Origin of the sequence: Acinetobacter sp. YH12117, assembly GCF_013418865.1 — a bacterium.
Lineage (GTDB): Bacteria > Pseudomonadota > Gammaproteobacteria > Pseudomonadales > Moraxellaceae > Acinetobacter > Acinetobacter indicus.
In genome coordinates this window covers 1-20922 of record NZ_VPBF01000030.1, presented here as the reverse complement: position 1 = coordinate 20922, position 20922 = coordinate 1, and the positions used below count along the sequence as shown (strand labels likewise).

Annotated in this window: 23 protein-coding genes; 11 read left to right on the top strand and 12 right to left on the bottom strand. The window is 46.7% G+C overall.

All coding sequences use genetic code 11. From position 1 onward, the window contains the following. Positions 1–6: 6 nt before the first annotated feature. Positions 7–984 (bottom strand): All-trans-nonaprenyl-diphosphate synthase, encoded by a 978-nt coding sequence (gene sdsA / locus FTU55_RS10960; protein ID WP_168405260.1) that lies wholly within the window; start codon positions 982–984, stop codon positions 7–9. A 443-nt stretch (positions 985–1427) separates the two neighbouring features. Here sdsA and rplU point away from each other — a divergent pair, with 443 nt between their 5' ends. The 7 genes from rplU to FTU55_RS10925 all read left to right on the top strand — a co-directional run bounded on the left by rplU (position 1428) and on the right by FTU55_RS10925 (position 8023). Beyond that, on the top strand, positions 1428–1739 hold the full coding sequence (rplU, locus tag FTU55_RS10955; RefSeq protein ID WP_005176105.1) for a 50S ribosomal protein L21: 312 nt from the start codon (positions 1428–1430) through the stop codon (positions 1737–1739). 19 nt (positions 1740–1758) lie between these two features. Continuing rightward, a complete protein-coding gene (rpmA, locus tag FTU55_RS10950; RefSeq protein WP_005176106.1) occupies positions 1759–2010 on the top strand; it encodes a 50S ribosomal protein L27 in 252 nt (83 codons plus the stop codon). A gap of 218 nt (positions 2011–2228) precedes the next feature. Further along, the gene (gene lolA, locus FTU55_RS10945; protein ID WP_168381633.1) at positions 2229–2921 is read left to right on the top strand and encodes an outer membrane lipoprotein chaperone LolA; all 693 of its coding nucleotides are present in this window, start codon (positions 2229–2231) and stop codon (positions 2919–2921) included. A 581-nt stretch (positions 2922–3502) separates the two neighbouring features. After that, complete coding sequence (locus FTU55_RS10940; protein ID WP_163146064.1) at positions 3503–4390, top strand: RsiV family protein; 888 nt, start codon at positions 3503–3505, stop codon at positions 4388–4390. Positions 4391–4509: 119 nt separating this feature from the next. Further along, positions 4510–5781, top strand: coding sequence for a serine--tRNA ligase (serS, locus tag FTU55_RS10935; RefSeq protein WP_180047063.1), 1272 nt, complete (start codon positions 4510–4512; stop codon positions 5779–5781). Between the two features lie 81 nt (positions 5782–5862). After that, positions 5863–7245 (top strand): siroheme synthase CysG, encoded by a 1383-nt coding sequence (cysG, locus tag FTU55_RS10930; RefSeq protein ID WP_180047061.1) that lies wholly within the window; start codon positions 5863–5865, stop codon positions 7243–7245. 298 nt (positions 7246–7543) lie between these two features. Continuing rightward, positions 7544–8023, top strand: coding sequence for a tRNA (cytidine(34)-2'-O)-methyltransferase (locus FTU55_RS10925; RefSeq protein ID WP_045796434.1), 480 nt, complete (start codon positions 7544–7546; stop codon positions 8021–8023). 154 nt (positions 8024–8177) lie between these two features. On the opposite strand, the gene FTU55_RS10920 is transcribed toward FTU55_RS10925, so the two are convergent. The 6 genes from FTU55_RS10920 to rpoD all read right to left on the bottom strand — a co-directional run bounded on the left by FTU55_RS10920 (position 8178) and on the right by rpoD (position 14724). Beyond that, positions 8178–9575, bottom strand: a complete 1398-nt coding sequence (locus FTU55_RS10920) for an APC family permease (protein ID WP_005176119.1) — start codon at positions 9573–9575, stop codon at positions 8178–8180. A 270-nt stretch (positions 9576–9845) separates the two neighbouring features. Next, complete coding sequence (locus FTU55_RS10915; RefSeq protein ID WP_127799636.1) at positions 9846–11030, bottom strand: iron-containing alcohol dehydrogenase; 1185 nt, start codon at positions 11028–11030, stop codon at positions 9846–9848. Between the two features lies 1 nt (position 11031). Next, positions 11032–11565: a hypothetical protein gene (locus tag FTU55_RS10910; protein WP_180047059.1), complete on the bottom strand. Its 534-nt coding sequence runs from the start codon at positions 11563–11565 to the stop codon at positions 11032–11034. Positions 11566–11646: 81 nt separating this feature from the next. Continuing rightward, a complete protein-coding gene (gene lipB, locus FTU55_RS10905; protein ID WP_005176127.1) occupies positions 11647–12306 on the bottom strand; it encodes a lipoyl(octanoyl) transferase LipB in 660 nt (219 codons plus the stop codon). A 139-nt stretch (positions 12307–12445) separates the two neighbouring features. Continuing rightward, complete coding sequence (locus FTU55_RS10900) at positions 12446–12733, bottom strand: YbeD family protein (protein WP_005176130.1); 288 nt, start codon at positions 12731–12733, stop codon at positions 12446–12448. 98 nt (positions 12734–12831) lie between these two features. Further along, on the bottom strand, positions 12832–14724 hold the full coding sequence (gene rpoD, locus FTU55_RS10895) for an RNA polymerase sigma factor RpoD (protein WP_180006803.1): 1893 nt from the start codon (positions 14722–14724) through the stop codon (positions 12832–12834). A 374-nt stretch (positions 14725–15098) separates the two neighbouring features. On the opposite strand from rpoD, the gene FTU55_RS10890 reads away from it, so the two are divergent. Further along, positions 15099–15305, top strand: coding sequence for a PA3496 family putative envelope integrity protein (locus FTU55_RS10890; protein WP_005176134.1), 207 nt, complete (start codon positions 15099–15101; stop codon positions 15303–15305). A gap of 69 nt (positions 15306–15374) precedes the next feature. Continuing rightward, positions 15375–15899, top strand: a complete 525-nt coding sequence (locus tag FTU55_RS10885; protein ID WP_005176137.1) for a YecA family protein — start codon at positions 15375–15377, stop codon at positions 15897–15899. A gap of 60 nt (positions 15900–15959) precedes the next feature. Here the strand turns inward: FTU55_RS10885 and FTU55_RS10880 are convergent, their stop codons facing one another. From FTU55_RS10880 to FTU55_RS10860, 5 genes are all read right to left on the bottom strand, one after another. Beyond that, on the bottom strand, positions 15960–16520 hold the full coding sequence (locus FTU55_RS10880; RefSeq protein ID WP_005176140.1) for a glycine zipper domain-containing protein: 561 nt from the start codon (positions 16518–16520) through the stop codon (positions 15960–15962). Between the two features lie 293 nt (positions 16521–16813). Beyond that, positions 16814–17221 (bottom strand): ABZJ_00895 family protein, encoded by a 408-nt coding sequence (locus FTU55_RS10875; RefSeq protein WP_075167535.1) that lies wholly within the window; start codon positions 17219–17221, stop codon positions 16814–16816. A gap of 39 nt (positions 17222–17260) precedes the next feature. Further along, positions 17261–17875, bottom strand: a complete 615-nt coding sequence (locus FTU55_RS10870; protein WP_005176142.1) for a DedA family protein — start codon at positions 17873–17875, stop codon at positions 17261–17263. 74 nt (positions 17876–17949) lie between these two features. After that, positions 17950–18252: a hypothetical protein gene (locus FTU55_RS10865; RefSeq protein ID WP_016659901.1), complete on the bottom strand. Its 303-nt coding sequence runs from the start codon at positions 18250–18252 to the stop codon at positions 17950–17952. A 209-nt stretch (positions 18253–18461) separates the two neighbouring features. Further along, a complete protein-coding gene (locus tag FTU55_RS10860; protein ID WP_180047057.1) occupies positions 18462–19394 on the bottom strand; it encodes a rhodanese-related sulfurtransferase in 933 nt (310 codons plus the stop codon). A 199-nt stretch (positions 19395–19593) separates the two neighbouring features. On the opposite strand from FTU55_RS10860, the gene FTU55_RS10855 reads away from it, so the two are divergent. Then, a complete protein-coding gene (locus FTU55_RS10855) occupies positions 19594–20085 on the top strand; it encodes a DUF1289 domain-containing protein (RefSeq protein WP_180047056.1) in 492 nt (163 codons plus the stop codon). Positions 20086–20134: 49 nt separating this feature from the next. After that, positions 20135–20752, top strand: coding sequence for a LysE family translocator (locus tag FTU55_RS10850; RefSeq protein WP_171065068.1), 618 nt, complete (start codon positions 20135–20137; stop codon positions 20750–20752). Positions 20753–20922: the final 170 nt, after the last annotated feature.

Genomic DNA, 20922 nt, shown 5'->3' with positions numbered 1-20922 from the left:
AGCTATTTATTGAATTCGGTGCAGGGCCAGCTTGGCCAGATTGACCAGGGCCTGACGATAGATTGTATCTGGCAAGGCATTTAAGGCCGCAATTGCGGCTTCGGTTTCTTCCGTGGCACGTTGCTGGCAATAATCCAGTGCACCAGAGGTCTGTACAATCTCGATAACCTGCGCCAGGTCGGAGGTTCCGCCCGTAGCAATACTGCGGCGGATAATTTCATGTTGCGCACCACTGGTATTTTTCAGGGCGGCAATTAAAGGCAAGGTCGGTTTACCTTCCATCAGGTCATCGCCGATATTTTTACCCAGGGTTTCAGCATCTGAGGTGTAATCCAGAATATCGTCAATGATCTGGAAGGCATTACCAAAATGGCCGGCAAAGACACGTAACGGTTCACGGTATTCCGGCTTGCCGGTTAAAATGGCGGCACCTTCGGTGGCCAGTTCAAACAGGCGCGAGGTTTTGCCGTGAATAATATCTAAATAAGTCTTTTCGGTGGTGTCCGGTTGATGCTGTGATTGCAACTGTAGTACTTCACCTTCGGCAATTTCACAGGTACCGGTCGAGAAATCTTTCAGCAAGGTCATGTTGTTTAAATCGACCAGCAGATCAAAGGCGCGCGAAATCAGAAAATCACCGACCAATACGGCGGTCTGGTTATTCCAGGTGGCATTGGCGGTTGGACGACCACGACGCAAGCCGGATTCATCGACCACATCATCATGCACCAGGGTTGCGGTATGCAGCATTTCAATAATCGCCGCCAGTCTGCGCGCCTGTTCCAGATCTTCTGCGCCGCAGGCTTTGGCCGCCAGTAAGCACATAATCGGACGCATACGTTTGCCGCCGGCTTCCACCACATGCTTGCTGACCGCCATAACCAGTGCGACTTTTGAGGTAATGCCTTCATTAATAAACTGATCCATCGCGGCAAAATCGGAAGCAACAGGCGCGAGAATATCTTGCTTAAAGTCGATGGTCATGTGAAAGAGAACCTCAATTGTGTCAAGTAACAACGATAGTGTAACAATGAAAAACGTCTGGACAGGAAATCTGCAATCTGCGGTGCGGCCATTGTGGTTGTCGTTATGAAGTACGAGGCAATGGTCTGCTTTCCTGTTCGTGCTGGCGCTAATGGCCTCCCGGTGACAGGCAGCGGTGATAGCATCAGCATGCTGGCGTTTTCGATTCTAACAAGCAATTTGATTAGATCAATGAAAAATGTAGGGTTTTGACCATTTTTGTTGCTTTTCGTTGCATGTTTATAAAATAAACAGCGGGCTGATGCAATATTTTGGCTAAATCTCTTGTTGTTTGCAGCGTTATCCCTTAAAATCTCTGCCCTTGTATAACCCCAGTGGCGTTCGTTTTAAGATCGGTATATCCCTTTACCGGCACGACGACACGGGCATGTTTGGAGTACATTATGTACGCAGTAATCCAAAGCGGTGGTAAACAGCACCGTGTAGTTGAGGGTGAAACCCTTAAAGTTGAATTATTGAAAGCTGAAACTGGCGCAACCATTACGTTTGATGACGTATTAATGCTTGTAAACGGTGATAGCATTCAAATCGGTGCTCCAGTTGTAGCTGGCGCTAAAGTAACTGCAGAAGTGGTTGGCCATGGCCGTCACGACAAAATCCGCATCATCAAAATGCGTCGTCGTAAGCACTACCGTAAGCAACAAGGTCACCGTCAATGGTTCACCGAGTTGAAAATTACTGGTATTTCAGGCTAATCACTAGGAGTAATGAGACATGGCATCTAAAAAAGCCGGTGGTTCTACTAAGAACGGTCGTGATTCGAATCCTAAGATGTTAGGTGTTAAAGTTTACGGTGGTCAAACTGTAACTGCAGGTAACATCATCGTTCGTCAACGTGGTACAGAATTCCACGCTGGTGCAAATGTAGGTATGGGCCGTGACCATACTTTATTTGCTACTGCTGACGGCGTAGTAAAATTCGAAGTGAAAGGTCAATTTGGCCGTCGCTACGTATCTGTTGAATAAGATTCAATAGAACAAAAACCCACAGTTTTCTGTGGGTTTTTTTATGCATGTCGCATCGGTAAAGAGAGCAACCCTGATCTTCATGATGATGGATAAAAAAGAACATTTGATATTAATAAACATACAAAACTTCTTATTTTCTCTAAATTTAGGCACTTTATTTGGTTTAAGATGAGTCCATGAATACATTGCGATATGCAACAATAAAAGGTGAATCTATGAAAATGCTTCGTCAAACCGTGTGTGCTATGGCATTAGGTGCTGCAACGCTGGCACCAGTGATGAGTACGACTGTGTATGCTGCGCCTGTGGCAGCATCGGAGCAGCAAGCCACTGCCAATCTGGTCAAACAATTGAGTCATATTAAAAGTATGACCGCCAACTTCGAGCAGACCACCAAAACCAGTGGCAAAGCGCCTAAAAACAAGGGCCTGACTGCCCAGCATATGAATCAGGAATTTAAAGGCGTAATGAAAGTGGCGCGCCCGGGTAAATTCTATTGGGAAACCACCAGTCCGGCCAAACAGACCATTGTGACCTCAGGGAAAACTGTCTGGATTTATGACCCGGACTTGCAGCAGGCCGTGCGTCAAAACCTGGATGAGCAGGTTGCCAATACGCCAGCACTGTTATTATCGGGCAATACCAACCAGATTATGCAGTCATACCGGGTGACCCAGCCAAACAAAGGCAAAACCTATTACACCCTGTATCCAAAAAGTGATGACGGTGCTTTCCAGAGTCTGACCATTAGTTTCGGTGCCAACAAAGCACCAAGCCTGATGATTCTGGAAGATTCTTTAGGTCAAACCACCTATGTACGTTTTAACAATGTGAAGGTGAACCCGAACATTGCCAACTCGACCTTTAATTTCACCCCACCAAAAGGCACAGATATTATTGATCAATAAGGGGTGCTGATCATTTCTTAAAAAAGATTTTATCTGTGAAAGCAAAACATAAAGGAGCCATTTTAATAGCTCCTTTATTTTTAGGTGAATAATCGCCCAATGACAGGATTGAACGGAAAGTCAATTGAGCGAGTTAGGTCATGCGGACATGCATGAAATGGCAATAAAAATTGCCCTCCCTGAAAACGGTTAAAAATCAACCAAAAATAAGGGTTAACCAGAATCACGGCTGATCTGTCTGCTTTTGCTCTGTGAAAGAATCCACAATTTCTGTGGATAAATCTTGGGATAATTTATTTTTCCCGTTGAATGGGCCGCAGATGCACGATTAGGGTGCAGTCAGGATTTGATTTTATTTTAAAATTATCATTATGAATTTTAATGGAATATTATAAATTTTGGTATGTACCGCTGCGGATGGTTTTTGGTTGATTTTTCATTTTTTATCGCAGGTTACAGAACTGCTCTAGGATCGAACAGCAGGAGTTTTATATAGTGGTAAATAGCTAAATTGAGCGTATACAACGCCTTTGCGGGGTGAAAACTGCTGAAAATTACAGCATGAACATAGGGGAAATGCAATGCAACATCTGAAATCAAATCTGCTCACCACGACCATCGCACTGACCACGGCATTAATGTTAAGCGCCTGTCAGCCGAAGCAGGATGCCGCACCTCAGGTGGAGGCCGAGCAAAGTCAGACTCAGGCAGCTGCCATTCCCGTGATTCAGGCCAAAGTGGTGCCGGTGGAACTGAAACAGCAGCAGCGCTGTGATGAAGAGGGCTGTACCGAATACGATATTCAGACGGTCAATACCAATGTGCCGTGGATCAATGCGTATTTTATGCAGCGGATTAAAAAGGCTGACCCGATTGCATTTAGTGAAGATGCCGCTTCTACTGCGTCAGCATCGTCAGCATCGTCAGCATCGTCAGCATCGTCAGCATCGTCAGCATCGTCAGCATCGTCAGCATCGTCAGCATCGTCAGCATCGTCAGCATCAGAGGCCAATAGCACAGAGGAGCCTAACCGTCTTAGCCTGAGTTCTACCTATGTACGTTATATTGGCCAGCATGGCCGTCTGGCTACCTTTAGCATGCAAAGCTATAGTTATCCGGCCGGGGCGGCGCATGGTATGCATCATCAGGAATTTGTGACCTTTGATTTAAACAGCAAGAAACGTCTGGCCTTGCAGGATATTCTACTGCCGAATAGTGAAGCCAAACTAGTACAAGAACTGTTTAACCATAATTACAACTGGCTGAATGAGCACGACATCCAGCGTGACAAACTGCGACTGAGTGACAATTTTTATTATGGCGCCAATGGGCTGGTGTTTGTCTATCCATTGTATGAGCTGGCTTCCTATGCAGAAGGCATGCCGGAACTGGAGCTGCCGTATTATGCGGTGGACAAACTGATTAAAGCTGAATATCTGCCAAGTTTGCCGAAGTATCCGGCCCAGTAAATTGTGAAAAAACTGCGCCAGATTGCTGTAATAAGCCCCAGCCGTGAAGCGGATTACTGTATTTTTTAACCCGAAGCGCTTACACTATAGCCAGTTTTTTTCTTTACAAAAGATTGGCTATGATCGACCCGAAATTACTCAGAAATAATATTGAGGCTGTAAATTTAGCCTTGGCAAAACGTGGTGTGCAACTCAATGTAGAAGAATGGGCATCATTGGAAGCTCGCCGTAAAGAAATCCAGTCCAAAACGGAAGCTCTACAGGCCGAGCGTAATGCCGGTGCCAAACAGGTCGGTCAGATTAAAAAAGCCGGTGGTGATGCTTCAGAAATCATGGCACGTATGTCAGCCATTGGTGATGAAATTAAAGCAGCCGAAGTGGCTTTAAATGAATTACAGGCGGAAATTGAAACCAAATCACTGACTATTCCTAACCTGCCACATGAATCTGTGCCGGAAGGTAAAGATGAAGCCGATAACGTGGAAATCCTGACCTGGGGTACACCACGCGAATTTGATTTTGAAATCAAAGATCATACCGACTTAGGCGAATGGATGGGTGGTCTAGAATTTGAAACCGCGACCAAGCTGACCGGTTCTCGCTTTAGCGTTTTAAAAGGGCCATTGGCGCGTCTGCAACGTGCTTTAACCCAGTTTATGCTGGATACGCATACCCTGAAAAATGGCTATACCGAAGCCTATGTACCGTACCTGGTCAATGCCGATTCTTTACGCGGTACCGGTCAATTACCAAAATTTGAAGAAGACCTGTTTAAGCTGCAAGGTGAAAAAGAGTTCTATTTAATTCCAACCGCGGAAGTGCCAGTCACCAACTTTGTCCGTGACGAAATTATTGATGCGGACCGTTTACCGCTGAAATATGCTGCGCATACCCCATGTTTCCGTAGTGAAGCTGGTTCTTATGGTCGTGATACGCGTGGTTTAATCCGTCAGCACCAGTTTGATAAAGTAGAAATGGTGCAAATCGTTAAACCTGAAGATTCTATGCAGGCACTGGAAGAGTTGACCGGTCATGCAGAAGGCATTTTGCAGGCGCTGGGCTTGCCGTACCGTAAAATCATCCTGTGTGGTGGTGATATGGGCTTTGGTGCGACCAAAACCTATGACCTGGAAGTGTGGGTGCCAAGTCAAAATACCTATCGTGAAATTTCTTCGTGTTCTAACATGGGGGATTTCCAGGCGCGTCGTATGAAAGCGCGTTATCGTGCTGACCAGAAGAAAACTGAATTTGTCCATACCTTGAATGGTTCAGGTCTGGCGGTTGGACGCACCTTATTGGCCGTGATGGAAAACTATCAGCGCGCGGATGGCTCAATTGAAGTGCCTGAAGTGATACGTCCGTACATGGGTGGTGCAGAATATATCGACTAAATTCAGGTCGATGTACAGGATGCACCAATTTGTGCACAAAATTTGCTTAAGACAATCAGAACTAAATTACTGAGGTAGTGTGTGGATATTTTTCCAATCTCGTTAAAGTTGCAACAGCAACGCTGTCTGATTGTCGGTGGCGGCCATATTGCCTACCGTAAAGCCGGTTTACTGCAAAAAGCAGGCGCTATTATTGATGTGGTGGCGCCGGACATTGATGCCGCTTTACTGGAACTGGTTCAGCAGAGCCAGGGGCATTATGAGGCTGCTGCCTTCAATACTGAAATTCCGCTGCGCCAGTATCGTCTGGTGATTGCCGCCACTGATGATGCAGCAATCAACCGTCAGGTGTTTGAGGCCTGTGAAGCTGAAAATGTGCTGGTCAATAGTGTGGATGATCCGCCACATTGCCGCTTTATGGTGCCGGCTATTGTCGACCGTTCGCCTTTGCTGATTTCAGTGGCCACGAATGGTGCATCGCCGGTGTTGTCGCGCCAGATTCGCACCCAATTGGAAACCAGTATTCCGCATGGCATGGGCAAACTGGCGAGTTTTTCCGGTCAATGGCGTGCTGCGGTTAAGGCCAAAATCCAGAATCCGGATGAACGCCGGATTTTCTGGGAAAACCTGTATGCCAGTCCGCTTAAAGAGCAGGTCTTTAATGACAATCTGCAAGAAGCCAATCGTTTGATTGAGCAGGCCTTGCAGGAATGGACCACGCCAAAAGGCGAAGTGTATCTGGTCGGTGCCGGTCCGGGTGATCCGGAGCTGTTGACCTTAAAAGCACTGCGCTTGATGCAGCAGGCCGATGTGGTGATTTATGATCGTCTGGTGTCCGATCCGATTATGGAATTGTGCCGCCGTGATGCTGAAAAAATTTATGTTGGGAAAGCACGTTCCAACCATGCTGTGCCACAAGAGGGCATTAATGCCTTGCTAGTCAAGTATGCGCAGGAAGGTAAACGTGTTTGTCGTTTAAAAGGCGGTGATCCGTTTATTTTTGGCCGTGGCGGTGAAGAAATTGAAGAGCTGTTTGCTGCAGGAGTGGCTCTTCAGGTGGTGCCGGGCATTACCGCAGCATCGGGCTGTTCAGCTTATGCCGGTATTCCTTTAACCCATCGCAACTATGCGCAAAGCGTACGTTTCCTGACCGGGCATTTAAAAGAAGGTTCACCGGAACTGCCGTGGAGCGAGCTGGTCTATGAAAACCAGACTCTGGTGCTGTATATGGGACTGGTGGGACTGGAAAAAATCTGCCAGAAACTGATTGCCCATGGCCAGCGTCCGGATATGCCAGTGGCCTTGGTGTCTAAAGGCACCACACCGGAGCAGAAAGTGGTGGTCGGGACTTTGGCGGATATTGCATCTAAAGTCACTGAACATCAAATTCAGGCGCCCACCCTGACCATTATTGGTGAAGTGGTGAAGCTGCGCGAACAACTGCAATGGCATGAGCGAGGATAAAGCAACGCACTGCGTTGCCCGAGCGCAAGGCGAAGGCTGCGCCTGAGTAAAGAGGATAAAGCAACACAACGTGTTGCCCGAGCGCAAGGCGAAGGCTGCGCCTGAGTAAAGAGGACAAAGCAACACAACGTGTTGCCCGAGCGCAAGACGAAGGCTACGCCTGTCAAGTGGCAGCTATGATGAATCATGGTTGCCGGAGATGCAAAAGGGCAATACTGCGTAGCGCTTTAACCCTGACAGCATCCTTGTCCCATCAAGAAAGTTTAATTGCTTAAATCAACCAGATAGTGAGTAAAAAGTGATCCACGTTGTGTTATATGAGCCTGAAATTCCTGCCAATACCGGTAATATTATCCGGCTTTGTGCCAATACCGGTGCTCAGTTACATCTGGTCAAGCCCCTGGGTTTTGAGCTGGATGATAAAAAGCTGAAACGTGCCGGTCTGGATTACCACGAATGGGCGCGGATGCAACTGTGGGATTCAATTGAAGACTGTCTGGCCGATTTGGCCAGTAAAGGCGTAGGTGTGGATGCGGTGTATCCATTAACCACCAAGGGGACAGAAACCCCGCATACTTCGGATTTAAACCGTCCTGTGGCCTTGTTGATGGGACCAGAAACCCGCGGTTTGCCTGAGCATGTGCGTTTGATGTTCCCACAAGAGCACTGGATTCGCTTGCCGATGGCAGAAAATTCTCGCAGTTTAAACCTGTCGAATGCCACAGCGGTCATTGTCTATGAAGCTTGGCGTCAGCAGGGTTTCCAGCCTTTAAGCTAGGGCAGATCATCGCGAAGAATAAAAAACCAGGATCACTGATCTTGGTTTTTTTATCGCTATTTATTTTTTCAGTGAGCAGGATCAAGCCGTCAAAACTTGACCTGAAATGTGGAAACAAAAAAGGTGCCGAAGCACCTTTTTGAATGACTTAAACTTAGAGTTTATCGTCAAATTCATTGTGTTGTGGCGCAGGGTGTTTAAAGCCTTTGGTTTTATAACCCAGGTATAAAATACCGGCCATTGCCCACCATAAACCATATTTCAATGATGTTTCATCAACTTCAAGCCACAGTGCAAACACCGCGATAAAACCACAGAGCGGCACCACCACAAAGTTCAGAATGTCTTTAACATTGCGGGTACGGCCATCACGTAGCGCATAGCGTGAAATGACTGACAGGTTAACGAAACTGAATGCAGTCAGGGCACCAAAGCTGATCAGGGAAATCACGAAATCCAGATCCATAAAGCCCGCAGTTAAGGCCACCGCACCCACAATCAGAATGTTATAAGACGGTGTGAAGTTACGAGGGCTGATATGACCAAAGATTTTCTTGTTAATCACGCCATCACGGCCCATCACGTACATTAAGCGGGATACACCAGCATGTGCAGAAATACCCGAAGCCATCACCGTTACAATTGCAAAGGTCAGTACATAGGACTGGAACAGTGAACCACCCACCAGCATCAGAATTTCTGGCTGAGTTTCAGCAATATTTTTGAAGTAGCTGCCCGGTTCATTCGGGAAGTAAATCTGCATGAAGTAGGTGCTGACAATAAAGATGATCCCGGCAATTAACGCAGTCAGGAAAATCGCTTTTGGCAGGGTCTTTTCGGTATCTTTGGTTTCTTCTGCCAGCGAGCTTAACGAGTCAAAACCGGTGAAGGAGAAGCACAGTAAGGTAGCACCGGTAATCAGCGCACCGACTGAGGTCAGCTCATTCCAGAATGGTTCCAGGCTCCAGAGCTGATAACGCTGTTCGGCACTAATCGGGCCATCGGCATTAAAACCGGCCTGCAGTTTGGTAAATACCATCCAGGTAAAGATCGCGATGACCAGGAGCTGGATAAATACAATCAGACTGTTGAAGTTGGCGACAAAACGCGCACCGCGCAGGTTGATGCCGGTCATAAACGCGGTCAGCACAATGACCCAGACCCAATGATTGACATCCGGGAATAGCGCTTCCAGATAAATCACAGCCAGAATAATATTCACCATTGGCGACAGCAGGTAGTCGAGCCAGGACGACCAGCCCACCATAAAGCCGACATTGGGGTGAATGGATTTCTGCGCATAAGTATAGGCAGAACCCGAAGATGGGTAGCGGCGAATCATGTGACCATAGCTTAACGAGGTCAGCAAGATTGCAACCAAGGCAAAAATATACGAGGTGGGTACATGAAAATGACTTTCTTCCGATACTAAACCGAAAGTGTCAAATAAGGTCATTGGCTGAATATATGCTAAACCAATAATAATGATGTGCCAGAGCCCTAGCGTTTTTTGCAGTTTAGCTGCCGATTGAGTCCCAGAGATATTTGTCAACGGCGTTATCCTCTTAATCGTTGATCAAGGATCAGTCATGTTCCTAAGGATCGTTTGAGACGAACGATCCCCCCTATCAATAAAACAAAAGTCCGCCAATCTACTCCAAAATGGTTGCTTTTGTCAGTAACTTTTTCAGAAATTTTTAGCAGAAAATATGCCAATCATCTGAATAAATAAGAACTTTTTCTTGGGTATAGTAAAAGCCTGATGCTTAAAAAAACATCAGGCTTCTAGAAATTTTGGCTATATTCGCCTATTTGCTGGAAATTACCAAGCCTTTTTTAAGATAGATTTCAAATCTTCTAGACTGGCTTCTTTCGGGTTGTAAATGATCGAGCCATCGTTTAGGGCTTTTTCGGCCACTTCATCCAGCTGCGCTTCTGTAACCTTGCCGGTTTCACTCAAGGTGCGTGGCAATTTGGTCATGGTATACAGACGGTCGCGCATGGTCAGCAGGGTAGCAATGGCTTTATCGGCACGCAGATGCGCCGGAGTCTGGGCATAAATATCCGGGCCGGCCAATGGCAGCAGCAGTTCGGCAATTTTGTCGCCATTGACATCTTTGTTGTATTCCAGCACATACGGTAAGAACAGGTTCATGCACAGTCCATGCGGCAGATGCGCCACTGCACCTAAGGCATGACCGAGAGAGTGCACCAGACCCACCATCGAATTGGAGAAGGCAATACCAGCCATGGTCGAGGCCTGCGCCAGTTCCAGACGGCCATAGGCATCGCTTGGATTATCCAGCACTTTAAACAGGTTATTGCTGATTTTCTTGATCGCGGCGGTGGCATAGGCATCCGAAATCGGATTCGAGGCCATGCAGCTATAGGCTTCAACCGCATGGGTCATGGCATCCATAGCTGTCATTGCCGTTAAATGCGGTGGCAGGGTCTGGGTCATGCGCGGGTCCAGAATCGCGGCATGTGGCATCAGGTAATAAGAAGCGAATGGCATTTTGACATTCTTTTCAGTATCTGACACCACGGCGACCATGGTGACTTCTGAACCGGTGCCTGAGGTGGTCGGAATCACGAAGAAGGGCTTTAACGGTTTTGGCAGGTTGTGCGCACCGGAATATTTTAGCAGGTCATCGCCGCCTTCCGTCACCAGAATGTTGGTGGCTTTGGAGGTGTCAATCACCGAACCACCACCCACTGCAATAATGGCATCACAGTTGTGGTCACGATACAGCTGCGCGGCTTTACGTACCGTGTCCAGACTTGAATCCTGCGGCACATCATCAAAAATATAGCCAATTTCAGCATCGGTTGATTCAAAAGCCGCCTCAACCGGGGCCAGCAGGTTATTACCACGGACGCCTTTGTCGGTAATGATCAGCGGGCGTTTCGCACCTAAAGTCACCAATTCAAACGGAATGTGTTCCAGTGCGGCATTGCCGGCAATGACTTTGACTGGACAAAAAAATTCGTAATAAGGCTTCGCCATGTTATGCACTCCGTTGGAAATAGGACTGAGCCACTTTCAGGTAAATATGGGCAGCTCCGCTGAGTTTTTCTTTTAAGTTAAGTTCGGATGGGTATTGTTTGATGGCCAGCTCTGCCAGCAGTTTAGGCAAAATCAGGGCTTCCATTTTGTTCAGGCAACGCACCAGACGAATGGCATAAGACAGGTCACCATCGGCAATCATGCGGTCATGGGCAAAGGCCTGTGCCGTACTTTCCTGAAACGAGAACACCAAAAAGGCATGGGTCAGATGCTTGAAGGTAATGACCAGATCGGGTTTGCCATCCAGTTCAGGCAGCAGTTCGAGCTGATGATCTTCAGTCACCCGGGCAATGAACGCAGGTCCATTGGGAAACACTTTCATGGACAGGATAAAATTTGCGGGAAACTTTGCAACTTCCTGTTTTATTTCTTGATCGACCTGGCTTGCCATCACCAGACCTCTGCCAATCACATCCATCATGAGTTTGACATAGGCCTGTTGCAAAGCGGGCTTCACGGTTTTGCTTGAAATCACTCGCTGAGTCCCTTTGTTAACATCTATTATTAGGTTTAGAGTAAATACTCTAATTTATTTCTTATTCAAAAGTAAAGTCATTTAGGCTTGAATGGTTTGAACCTCACTAAAGTAACCACTGTGCTCTAAAGTTTCAATGATATCTCGGCATAAAGTTTCAAACGATGGATAGTCTGGGACTAAATCCTGAATGCGCACCATTTCCAGACCGGCATACCCACAGGGGTTAATGGTTTGAAAACCACTCAAATCACAGTCAATATTCAGCGCTAGTCCATGGTAACTACGGCCTTTGCGGATTTTAAAGCCCAATGAGCCAATTTTACGCTCCGCGACATAGACACCCGGCGCATCTGCTTTGGCATAAGCTTCAATGCCATATTTTTTGAGCAGCGCAATCATCAGGTTTTCGGCATACGATACCAGCGTGCGGACATTCCAGCCCAAACGGTTCAGGTCAAACAGGAAATACGCCACCAGCTGGCCCGGACCATGCCAGGTCACCTGTCCACCACGGTCGGTTTGTACCACCGGAATATGGCTGGGAATCAGAATATGTTCTGCCTTGCCGGCCTGACCTTGGGTCAGCACCTCATGATGCTGCAAAATCCAGAGCTCATCGGGGGTATTGGCATCACGCTGTTCAGTCAACTGCTTCATCTCTAAAAAGCGGTCTTGATACGGTGTTAATTGCGAATACTGGCGAATAATGAGGGTCGGTTTTTGAAGCGCATCGGTCACAGGCTGCGTCCTTAAAAATGAAATCTGCTGATGTGAATTATAATGATTCAGAATAGGAATAGGAGTATGCCTGCTTTAAATTACTGCGCTTGCACGGTACGCCATAAAAAAACACGCATGAAGCGTGTTTTTTTGAAACTTAAAGCGCGGTTTTAATCAGCGGGCAGGCAGCTAAATCGGCATAGACCGCATGTACCTGTTCCAGCTCCTCGAAACGCAGCTGTGCAGTAATCGAGTGGTATTTACCGGTACGCGACGGGGTCACGGTCATTTTGTCGCCATCAAAGTCCGGGAAGTGTTTCACGAAAATATCGTTCACCGCTTGACGCAGCTCTGCACCGGCCAGACCAATCAGTTTAATCGGGTAATCCATCGGAAAAACCCAAAGATGCTCTTGTAATTCACGAGAGGGAGTGCGGTCAATCATAATTACCTCAAAAGATTGAAAACGCCTGCAAGGCGCAGGCGTTTTGGCATTGCTACTTAAATGGGGATGGATTGATCCCAATTCAAGCCGCTGCTGACTTAGTCGTTTTCCAGGAATGAACGCAGGTGTTCAGAGCGGGAAGGGTGACGTAATTTACGTAAGGCTTTGGCTTCAATCTGACGGATCCGTTCACGGGTCACATCAAACTGCTTACCGACTTCTTCCAGAGTATGATCGGTTGGCATATCAATACCAAAACGCATTTTCAGGACTTTGGCTTCACGTTCAGTCAGGTTTTCCAGCACTTCGCGTGTTGCTTCTTTTAAGCCTTCTGAAGTCGCTGCATCGACCGGAGAGGTGATGTTGCTGTCTTCAATGAAGTCACCCAAATGCGAATCTTCATCATCACCAATTGGCGTTTCCATGGAAATTGGCTCTTTGGCAATTTTCAGGACTTTACGTACCTTCACTTCGTCCATTTCCAGACGTTCACCGAGTTCTTCCGGTGTCGGTTCGCGGCCCATTTCCTGCAACAACTGACGAGAAACACGGTTAATCTTGTTAATGGTTTCAATCATGTGTACCGGAATACGGATGGTACGTGCCTGATCGGCAATCGAACGTGTGATCGCCTGACGAATCCACCAAGTCGCATAAGTCGAGAACTTGTAACCACGACGGTATTCAAACTTGTCTACCGCTTTCATCAGACCGATGTTACCTTCCTGAATCAGATCCAGGAACTGCAAGCCGCGGTTGGTGTATTTCTTGGCAATCGAGATCACCAGACGCAAGTTGGCTTCAACCATTTCTTTCTTGGCGCGACGTGCTTTGGCTTCACCCACTGCCATACGTTTGGCAATGTCTTTAATGTCTTTAACATTCAGACCCAGCTCTTTTTCGATGTCGGCAATTTTTTGCTGGAAGGCCAGTACATCAGGACGTACTTTTTCCAGGTAGCCTTTCATCTCTGCAGGAGCTTTGGCAATCTGTTCGTCTAACCATGCCGGATTAGATTCCTGACCCGGGAAAGTCGTACGGAACTGGGTACGGTCCATACGGCCACGACGTACCGCATAACGCATTACTTCACGTTCTGCTGCACGAATCTGGTCATGCGTGCCACGAATCATTTCTGAAATAATATCAAACAGGCGCGGCGCAAATTTGAACATCATGAACACGCTGGCCAGAGCCTGTAACGCAGCTTCCGCTTCTTTGCTGTTACGGCCATGCTTTGCAATGACGTCTTTGGCGTTTTTCCAGGCTTCAGTCAGCTCGGCAAAACGTACTTTGGCAATTTCAGGGTCCGGACCAGAATCCGCTTCAGAATCATCATCCGATTCTGACTCTTCTTCTTCATCGTCGTCATCAAGTTTGACATCTTTGGTTTTGGTGCTCTTGCTGCTCGATTCTTCTTCATCGTCGAGCACGGCTTCATCTTCCAGCACTTCCGGAATTTCTTCATCGGTTTCCGGATCTAAGTAACCTGAAAGCAGATCGGCCAGGCGGCGTTCGCCATTTTCATAATCTTTGTATTCTTGTAGAACCACTTCAACGGCATTTGGCCAGTACGCAATTGAATGCAGCACATCACGGATGCCTTCTTCAATACGTTTCGCGATACTAATTTCGCCTTCTCGCGTTAACAGCTCAACGGTCCCCATTTCACGCATATACATACGCACAGGGTCCGTGGTACGGCCAGGCTCATTTTCTACAGAAGCCAGTACTGCCGCTGCTTCTTCTTCAGCGACTTCATCTGCAGCTTCTGTGGTGTCTTCGAACATCGCATCATCAGATTCAGGTGCACGTTCATGCACAGGAATACCCACGTCCTGAAGCATCTGGATGATGTCTTCAATCTGTTCGCTTTCCGTGATTGAGTCTGGGAGATGATCGTTAACCTCGGCATAAGTTAGGTAACCTTGCTCTTTGCCTCGGCTAATCAGAGCCGCTACTTGCGAAGTAGGGGAAGTCATATCGCTCATCTTTGCTTACTCTTCGTTGAATCTGTGGCAGTGAAAAACCGTGCATGATAGCACAATTTGCTGTAAAAGTTTCTGATTTGATCAATCAAGCATGATTTTATAAAAATGTTTGAAAGCAAAACTGAATAGGAATATGGGGCATCTTGCCCGGTTTTCAAGTCTGGCATCCGTTTTGTCCGCGAAATATTCTTGTCATATGCTTTAAACTATACTTATTCAGATAAGGTCTTCATAAATACACAAATTTTAGCGCGAAATACAAGCCAAAAATAGTCGGGAAAAACAAAAAATATAAATAAAACTTGACAACTTTTTCAAAGGCAGATAAATAGCGGCTAAACCCATTCACATTTTTTCATTCTGAGGTAGTTTTAGTGTCTTCAACAGATTTTGAACTAGATGATAACTACGGTGATGATGATGTCAGCTTCGATGAAGCGGCAGGTAAAATCAGTGCGAAAGAATCGTTAGAAAAACGTCGCCTGATTGATGATCTGCTGGCACAGCGTCGACTGGAGCGTGATCTCAAGGATTTTGATTATGACTTCGACGAAGATGATTTTGACGACGAAGATGACTGAAATTTGGGTTCAGTAAAGTCTTCGGAAAATGCTATGCTATACCTTGTATAGACGATTTTTGGATTTAAGATGAGTGCTTTAGATTTAGACCTGTTGAGTGAATATCTAGATGGTGACCAGAACGAATACGGTCTAGATTTTGCTGCCACTCATGGTTTTTTGTGTGCCATTGCAGTCGGCCCGCAATTTGACCAATGGCTGGATGAACTATTTGAAGGCAACCAGAAAAAAGTGCCGGCAGAAATCGTAGCGCAGGTGAAAACCTGGCTCGAATCCATTCGTCAAAACCTGGCCAATGAAGAAGGCATTGAATTTCCATTCGAAATTGAAGAAGCAGATGTAGAATCGAGCTTGGGCGACTGGAGTGTGGGCTTTGTGGATGCCATGTTCCTGAATGAAGAAGCCTGGTTCACGCCAGAATTTGAAGAACAGCTGGTAGATCTGACTTTACCAATCATGGTGTTTAGCGGCATTGATGAAGAAGACCCGCAAATGGAAAGCTTCCGTCGTAATGGTCAGTTAATGGATGAGCTGGCGGAAGAAATTCCGGACAACCTTAATGAACTGTATTTGATGTATCACACTCCAAACTGATGCAAACCGAATAAATAAAAAAACACCTCCTCGGAGGTGTTTTTTTATAGCCGGATTACATTAGCGGGTCATACGGTTCCAGGCATCACGCACCGCATGTTTGGCATCTTCCCAGGCCAAACGGGTATCGCCCTTGGTGGACTCCCATTCGCTGCGTAAATCGGGTTCTACATCTTCAAAGCGTGTACCCGGTTCATAGCGTGAGCGCTGGGCATAACCGACCCGATAGGCGGCCTGATAATCGCGCTCATAGCTTAAGTCCGGATGTGTGTTTTGCAGGCTGGTATAGTAAGGCTGGCTCTGGCTGTGTTCACGCCAGTAAATATCTTCATCACCTTCGGTCGGGTTTTCGGCTTCTGCAGCGGTTTTACCAACCAGACCACCCACCACGGCACCAATGGTACCTCCGACCACTGCGCCAATTGGGCCGGTGGTAGCCCCGACTGCGGCACCTGTGGCTGCACCGCCGACCGCACCGACACTGGTACCCACCGGATGGGTGCCGGTTTCACCGGTTTTTGGGTTGGCATTCAGCTGTTGCTGCTGCTGTTTTGGCAGCTGTTTGACCTGTTCGCGTTTTTGTTCCTGCTGGCGCTGGGTTTCTATTTCTGGATTCGTCATGTCTGTATCCTCTTGGGGCTGATGATGATCTAAGTAAAATGAATCAAAAAATTAAGATCAAGCGGATCTCTTGAGGTTTAACTTAGATCAGACAGCACCTAGCGCGGGCAGGAGAATTGCACCTTTCACGTTAAGATAAATAACTTATGTCGGTTTCTGGTGACGAAAAGCAGGGCTTACTTACATACGGTTAAATTTTCTATGCAGATGCGCTGTCCGGAAGTCACCCATCTGCACGAAAGAATTTACTTCAGGATAATTTGATTTAACAGTGTCTGAAAATCGACTAACTATTACTGTTTGGCGCAATAAGCGGCATACCAGACGTAGGCGGCATAAAATACCGCACCATGGATGGCGACCATACATAGCATCAACACTGCCATGAGGGCCAGTCCCATTTTCTCAGCCGATTGAATAATCTGCTCCGCATAGGGGTTCATCAGCACCATAAAAAAGATAAACAGGCTGCCAATAATGATGGCCACGGCACTGCTGCCCCAAATCAGCTGAATTCTTTCATCTGAGGTCGGTAGGCGTTTTTCACGTTTTACAAAATGTTTGGCATTGATCAGCGCGACTACCACCAGTGTTGGAAAAAGGGTTAATACCCCAAGATTTAAACCATAAACCAGAACCATGGTCAGCAGGACCAGCGCAATGCTGTAGACCGCAGCCAAATGCAGCAAATAGTGTTTCATTGAATCCCCAAGTTTGGCCTATAGGCAGGCCAATGCACATCACGAAGCGCGTTTACGCATATACCTACGGTATAGAATCCAGCCGATAATCGCAATCACAATTGCAATAATGACATAGCCGACCTGGCTAAAAATTTTCTGCATCAGCGCCTGATTTTCGCCAAAATAAAACCCGACCGCAGCCAGAAAAGTGGTCCAGATGATGGTGCCGAGGCTGCTGTAGAACATGAATTTCCAGAAGGGCATCCGGCTCATGCCGGCGGGAATACTAATTAAAGAGCGTACCGCCGGAATCATGCGTCCGGCAAAGACAATGCGATGCCCATACTGCTCGAACCAGTCCAGTGATTTTTTGACATCGGCCGATTTTAGGAACAGGTATTTTCCGTAGCGGTCGACAAAGCGGAAAATCGCATCATGTTCGAATTTATAGCCGACCCAGTACAGCAAGGCCGCGGCCAGTAGCGAACCGAAACAGCCGGCAACCACGACACCAACAAACAGTAATTCACCTTGTGAGGCCGAATAACCAGCAGAAGGCATAATAATTTCGGAAGGAATAGGGGGGAATACGTTGTCCAGAAACATAAGCAGGGCAATACCGAAGTAGCCCAGCTGTTCCATAATGGAAATAATCCATTCGGTCAGGTTCATAAAGTCAAGAAGGCCTAAAAATTAGACCTTCATGCTAAAGAGGATTGGTTTTTCAGTAAAGAGCTGAAACGTAACTAAAAATCTTCCTCAGTGGTATGCGACAGGGTATGCACATAGACTTTTCGAAGCCCATACGCCACCAGCAGCGGCAAGACAGCGACAATCAGATAACCACTCCAGATATTGGAAAGGTGATAGGCAATAAACATTGCCAGAATCGCGCCGAGCACGGTGCCAAACCCCACAATAAACAAGTGTGAACGCTGTTCAAGCTGCTGTTTCAGGTGGTGCAATTGCAGATCTTGCTGCTGATGCGCTCGTTGCAGTAAGGCAGTACGGAATTGGTGTTTATAGCGTGTTGTTATCGTTCTTTGCATAAGTCAATCCTTGTCCATGGGTGAGAATCTGTACGTCAAAATAAAACTGCATTGTTTTTGTTGTGATTTGGAGTTTAGCCTAAGCATGACTGGCTTCTGTTAGTACCAGAGGGTGCTTTGGTATTGAATTGATTCTGGTATGTGAACAGACGTAAAAAAAGCCCTATAAATAGGGCTTTTTGTAAAATTATTTGTACTGGTTTACATTATTACAGACGTTTGCGTTTTGCCGCTGCAATCTGAGATTGACGCATACGGAAGCCGGCTTTCTGTTTTTCTGTGGTTTTATCAATACAGTATTTACAAGATACGCCGTGTTCATAGCTTGGTTCTGCCACTTCTTCTGGCAGTAAAGGCCAACCACAGGCATGACACTTGGTATTTCGACCTTCTTCCACACCATGCGTAACCGCAGTACGACCATCAAATACGAAACATTCACCTTCCCACAGGCTTTCTTCTGCCGGGGTTTCTTCGAGGTATTTCAAAATACCGCCTTTCAGATGATAAACTTCCTGGAAGCCTTCTTGTAGCAATAACGAAGTGGATTTTTCACAGCGAATCCCACCGGTACAGAACATGGCAATTTTCTTGTCTTTGTGCTGTTCCAGTTCTTTTTTCACATAGTCTGGAAATTCACGGAAGGTTTCAGTTTGTGGATCAATCGCGCCTTTAAAAGTCCCGGCCTTGTATTCATAGTCATTGCGGGTATCAATTAAAATTACGTCATCACGTGCAATCAGTTCATTCCATTCTTTCGGGTCCAGATAATGGCCGACCAGATCACGTGGTTTGACCTCTACACCCAAAGTCACAATTTCTTTTTTCAGCTTGATTTTCATTTTGCGGAAAGGCTTGTCGGCGCTGTGTGACTCTTTATATTCCATCGCGGTAAAGCCTTCGTTTAAAAGAAACTGATGCACCTGATCAATGGCTTCGCGGTCGCCCGCCACCGTACCATTAATTCCTTCACCCGCCACAATGAGAGTACCACACAGGTTGATGCTGTTTACCAAGTCTAAAAGACGTTGTTGTAGATCTGCAGGATCTTGAACTTCTTTGAATTGATAAAGTGCGGCAACAACCCAACCAGAGGTCGCTTGCTGTTCTACAGGTGCAAGCTGTTCTACAGTAGCGTTCATGGAGTACTCCAATGTGATATAAAAAATTTGAGGGGCATATTTTAGCGTGAAAGTGCCCAGATAGCGAGAAATCCAGAACAGAAATATGGTTTTAAATCTGCGATAGAGTCGGCTATGATGCCTATCCTCGCCTATGATTTTACCAAAAGTAATACGGCCGCATTCAGGCCGGCATTACTGCGCTTTTCTGGAGTATATTTTGAGTACGGATCGTCGAATCACCTCATTGACCCCGTGTGCAGGCCGCTGCTCTACGGTATTTGGTGATTCAGTGTGTCGTGGTTGTCGTCGTTTTAATCATGAAGTGATACGCTGGAATGGCTATACCCCCGAACAGCAAACGGCTGTCTGGCAGCGTCTGGATGCCCAGCTGGACCAGATTCTGGTACCAATGTTGCCATTTGCCCGCTTGCCGCAGGTAGAGCATTTTGTCCTGTCAAAGCGGGTGCGTTTACGTCCCGATGCCAGCGCAGGCCGCAAGTTATATCATGCGCTCAAATTATGTGAAAAAAACAAGCATCTGGCCGATGACAGTGGTCTTGGTATTCAGGCCGCGCAGGTTAAACCACTGTGGCAGGAATTTGAGCGTCGGGTACTGGCACTGGCGACTGCGAGTTATGACCTGGCATTTTTACGTGCCGATGGCATTAGCCAGCATTTATTAAAAGTCAGTCTGGAAGAGGATGACTAGTTTTTCATCCTAAGGTTTAAGCAAGAGTAGCGCAGGAGTACCACAGATGATCAATATGGCTGAATATCTGTTGTACTGTCTGGCGGTGGTGATCATGATTGCCACCCCAGGCCCGGTGATGATGCTGGTGATTGGTGCCGGACTCAAAGGTGGTTACCGGCGGGCGTTTCAGACCATTGTCGGGACTAATTTAGCTTCTTTGCTGTTAATTGCCTGCTCGGTGCTGATTTTAAAAGGCATCTTCAATATTCAGGCCTTCTGGCTGGATTTAATTAAGCTGCTAGGCTGTGTCTATATTGCCTATTTGGGGGTGGACATTCTCAAGGAAAGCCGGGCAGCGGCCGGACCGAAACAGGAGACGGCCAGCGCTGTAGGCGGATTTCGGCAGGGTTTTCTGGTCGGGATTTCCAATCCGAAAGATATTCTGTTTTTTAGTGCCTTTTTCCCGCAATTTATTCAGGTCACCAATCATTTTAATGATAGTCTAATCTTGCTGACCGCCAGCTGGATTGTACTGGATTTTCTGACTTTGTCTTTGTTGTATTTGGGTTTTTACCGTTTAACGCTGTCACGCGGTTATCGGCCGGTACTGGCGCTGTGTGGTGCTCTTTTAATTCTGATTGCGCTATATGGCCTGATTAGCACAGCAGGACAGTATCTGTTTTAAATGATCTATGAATATTGACGTCATAAAAAAGCCCGCAATGTGCTAATGCCAGTCAGTTAAGAGATTGACTGGCTTTTTCTTGGGTATTTTTGAGGTTTTCCTTTTACAACCCTTGGATAACTCCTCACTCTTCTCTCAGGTATAACATACCGATTAGATTTCTCCATTAA

Excerpts from the sequence above, each read along its gene's own strand:
- sdsA (WP_168405260.1), bottom strand. The coding sequence starts at position 984 with ATGACCATCGACTTTAAGCAAGATATTCTCGCGCCTGTTGCTTCCGAT.
- FTU55_RS10915 (WP_127799636.1), bottom strand. The coding sequence starts at position 11,030 with ATGGCGAAGCCTTATTACGAATTTTTTTGTCCAGTCAAAGTCATTGCC.
- FTU55_RS10940 (WP_163146064.1), top strand. The coding sequence starts at position 3,503 with ATGCAACATCTGAAATCAAATCTGCTCACCACGACCATCGCACTGACC.
- FTU55_RS10885 (WP_005176137.1), top strand. The coding sequence starts at position 15,375 with ATGAGTGCTTTAGATTTAGACCTGTTGAGTGAATATCTAGATGGTGAC.
- lolA (WP_168381633.1), top strand. The coding sequence starts at position 2,229 with ATGAAAATGCTTCGTCAAACCGTGTGTGCTATGGCATTAGGTGCTGCA.
- FTU55_RS10860 (WP_180047057.1), bottom strand. The coding sequence starts at position 19,394 with ATGAACGCTACTGTAGAACAGCTTGCACCTGTAGAACAGCAAGCGACC.
- FTU55_RS10865 (WP_016659901.1), bottom strand. The coding sequence starts at position 18,252 with ATGCAAAGAACGATAACAACACGCTATAAACACCAATTCCGTACTGCC.
- rpmA (WP_005176106.1), top strand. The coding sequence starts at position 1,759 with ATGGCATCTAAAAAAGCCGGTGGTTCTACTAAGAACGGTCGTGATTCG.
- FTU55_RS10875 (WP_075167535.1), bottom strand. The coding sequence starts at position 17,221 with ATGAAACACTATTTGCTGCATTTGGCTGCGGTCTACAGCATTGCGCTG.
- serS (WP_180047063.1), top strand. The coding sequence starts at position 4,510 with ATGATCGACCCGAAATTACTCAGAAATAATATTGAGGCTGTAAATTTA.
- rpoD (WP_180006803.1), bottom strand. The coding sequence starts at position 14,724 with ATGAGCGATATGACTTCCCCTACTTCGCAAGTAGCGGCTCTGATTAGC.
- FTU55_RS10870 (WP_005176142.1), bottom strand. The coding sequence starts at position 17,875 with ATGAACCTGACCGAATGGATTATTTCCATTATGGAACAGCTGGGCTAC.
- rplU (WP_005176105.1), top strand. The coding sequence starts at position 1,428 with ATGTACGCAGTAATCCAAAGCGGTGGTAAACAGCACCGTGTAGTTGAG.
- FTU55_RS10880 (WP_005176140.1), bottom strand. The coding sequence starts at position 16,520 with ATGACGAATCCAGAAATAGAAACCCAGCGCCAGCAGGAACAAAAACGC.
- FTU55_RS10900 (WP_005176130.1), bottom strand. The coding sequence starts at position 12,733 with ATGATTGACCGCACTCCCTCTCGTGAATTACAAGAGCATCTTTGGGTT.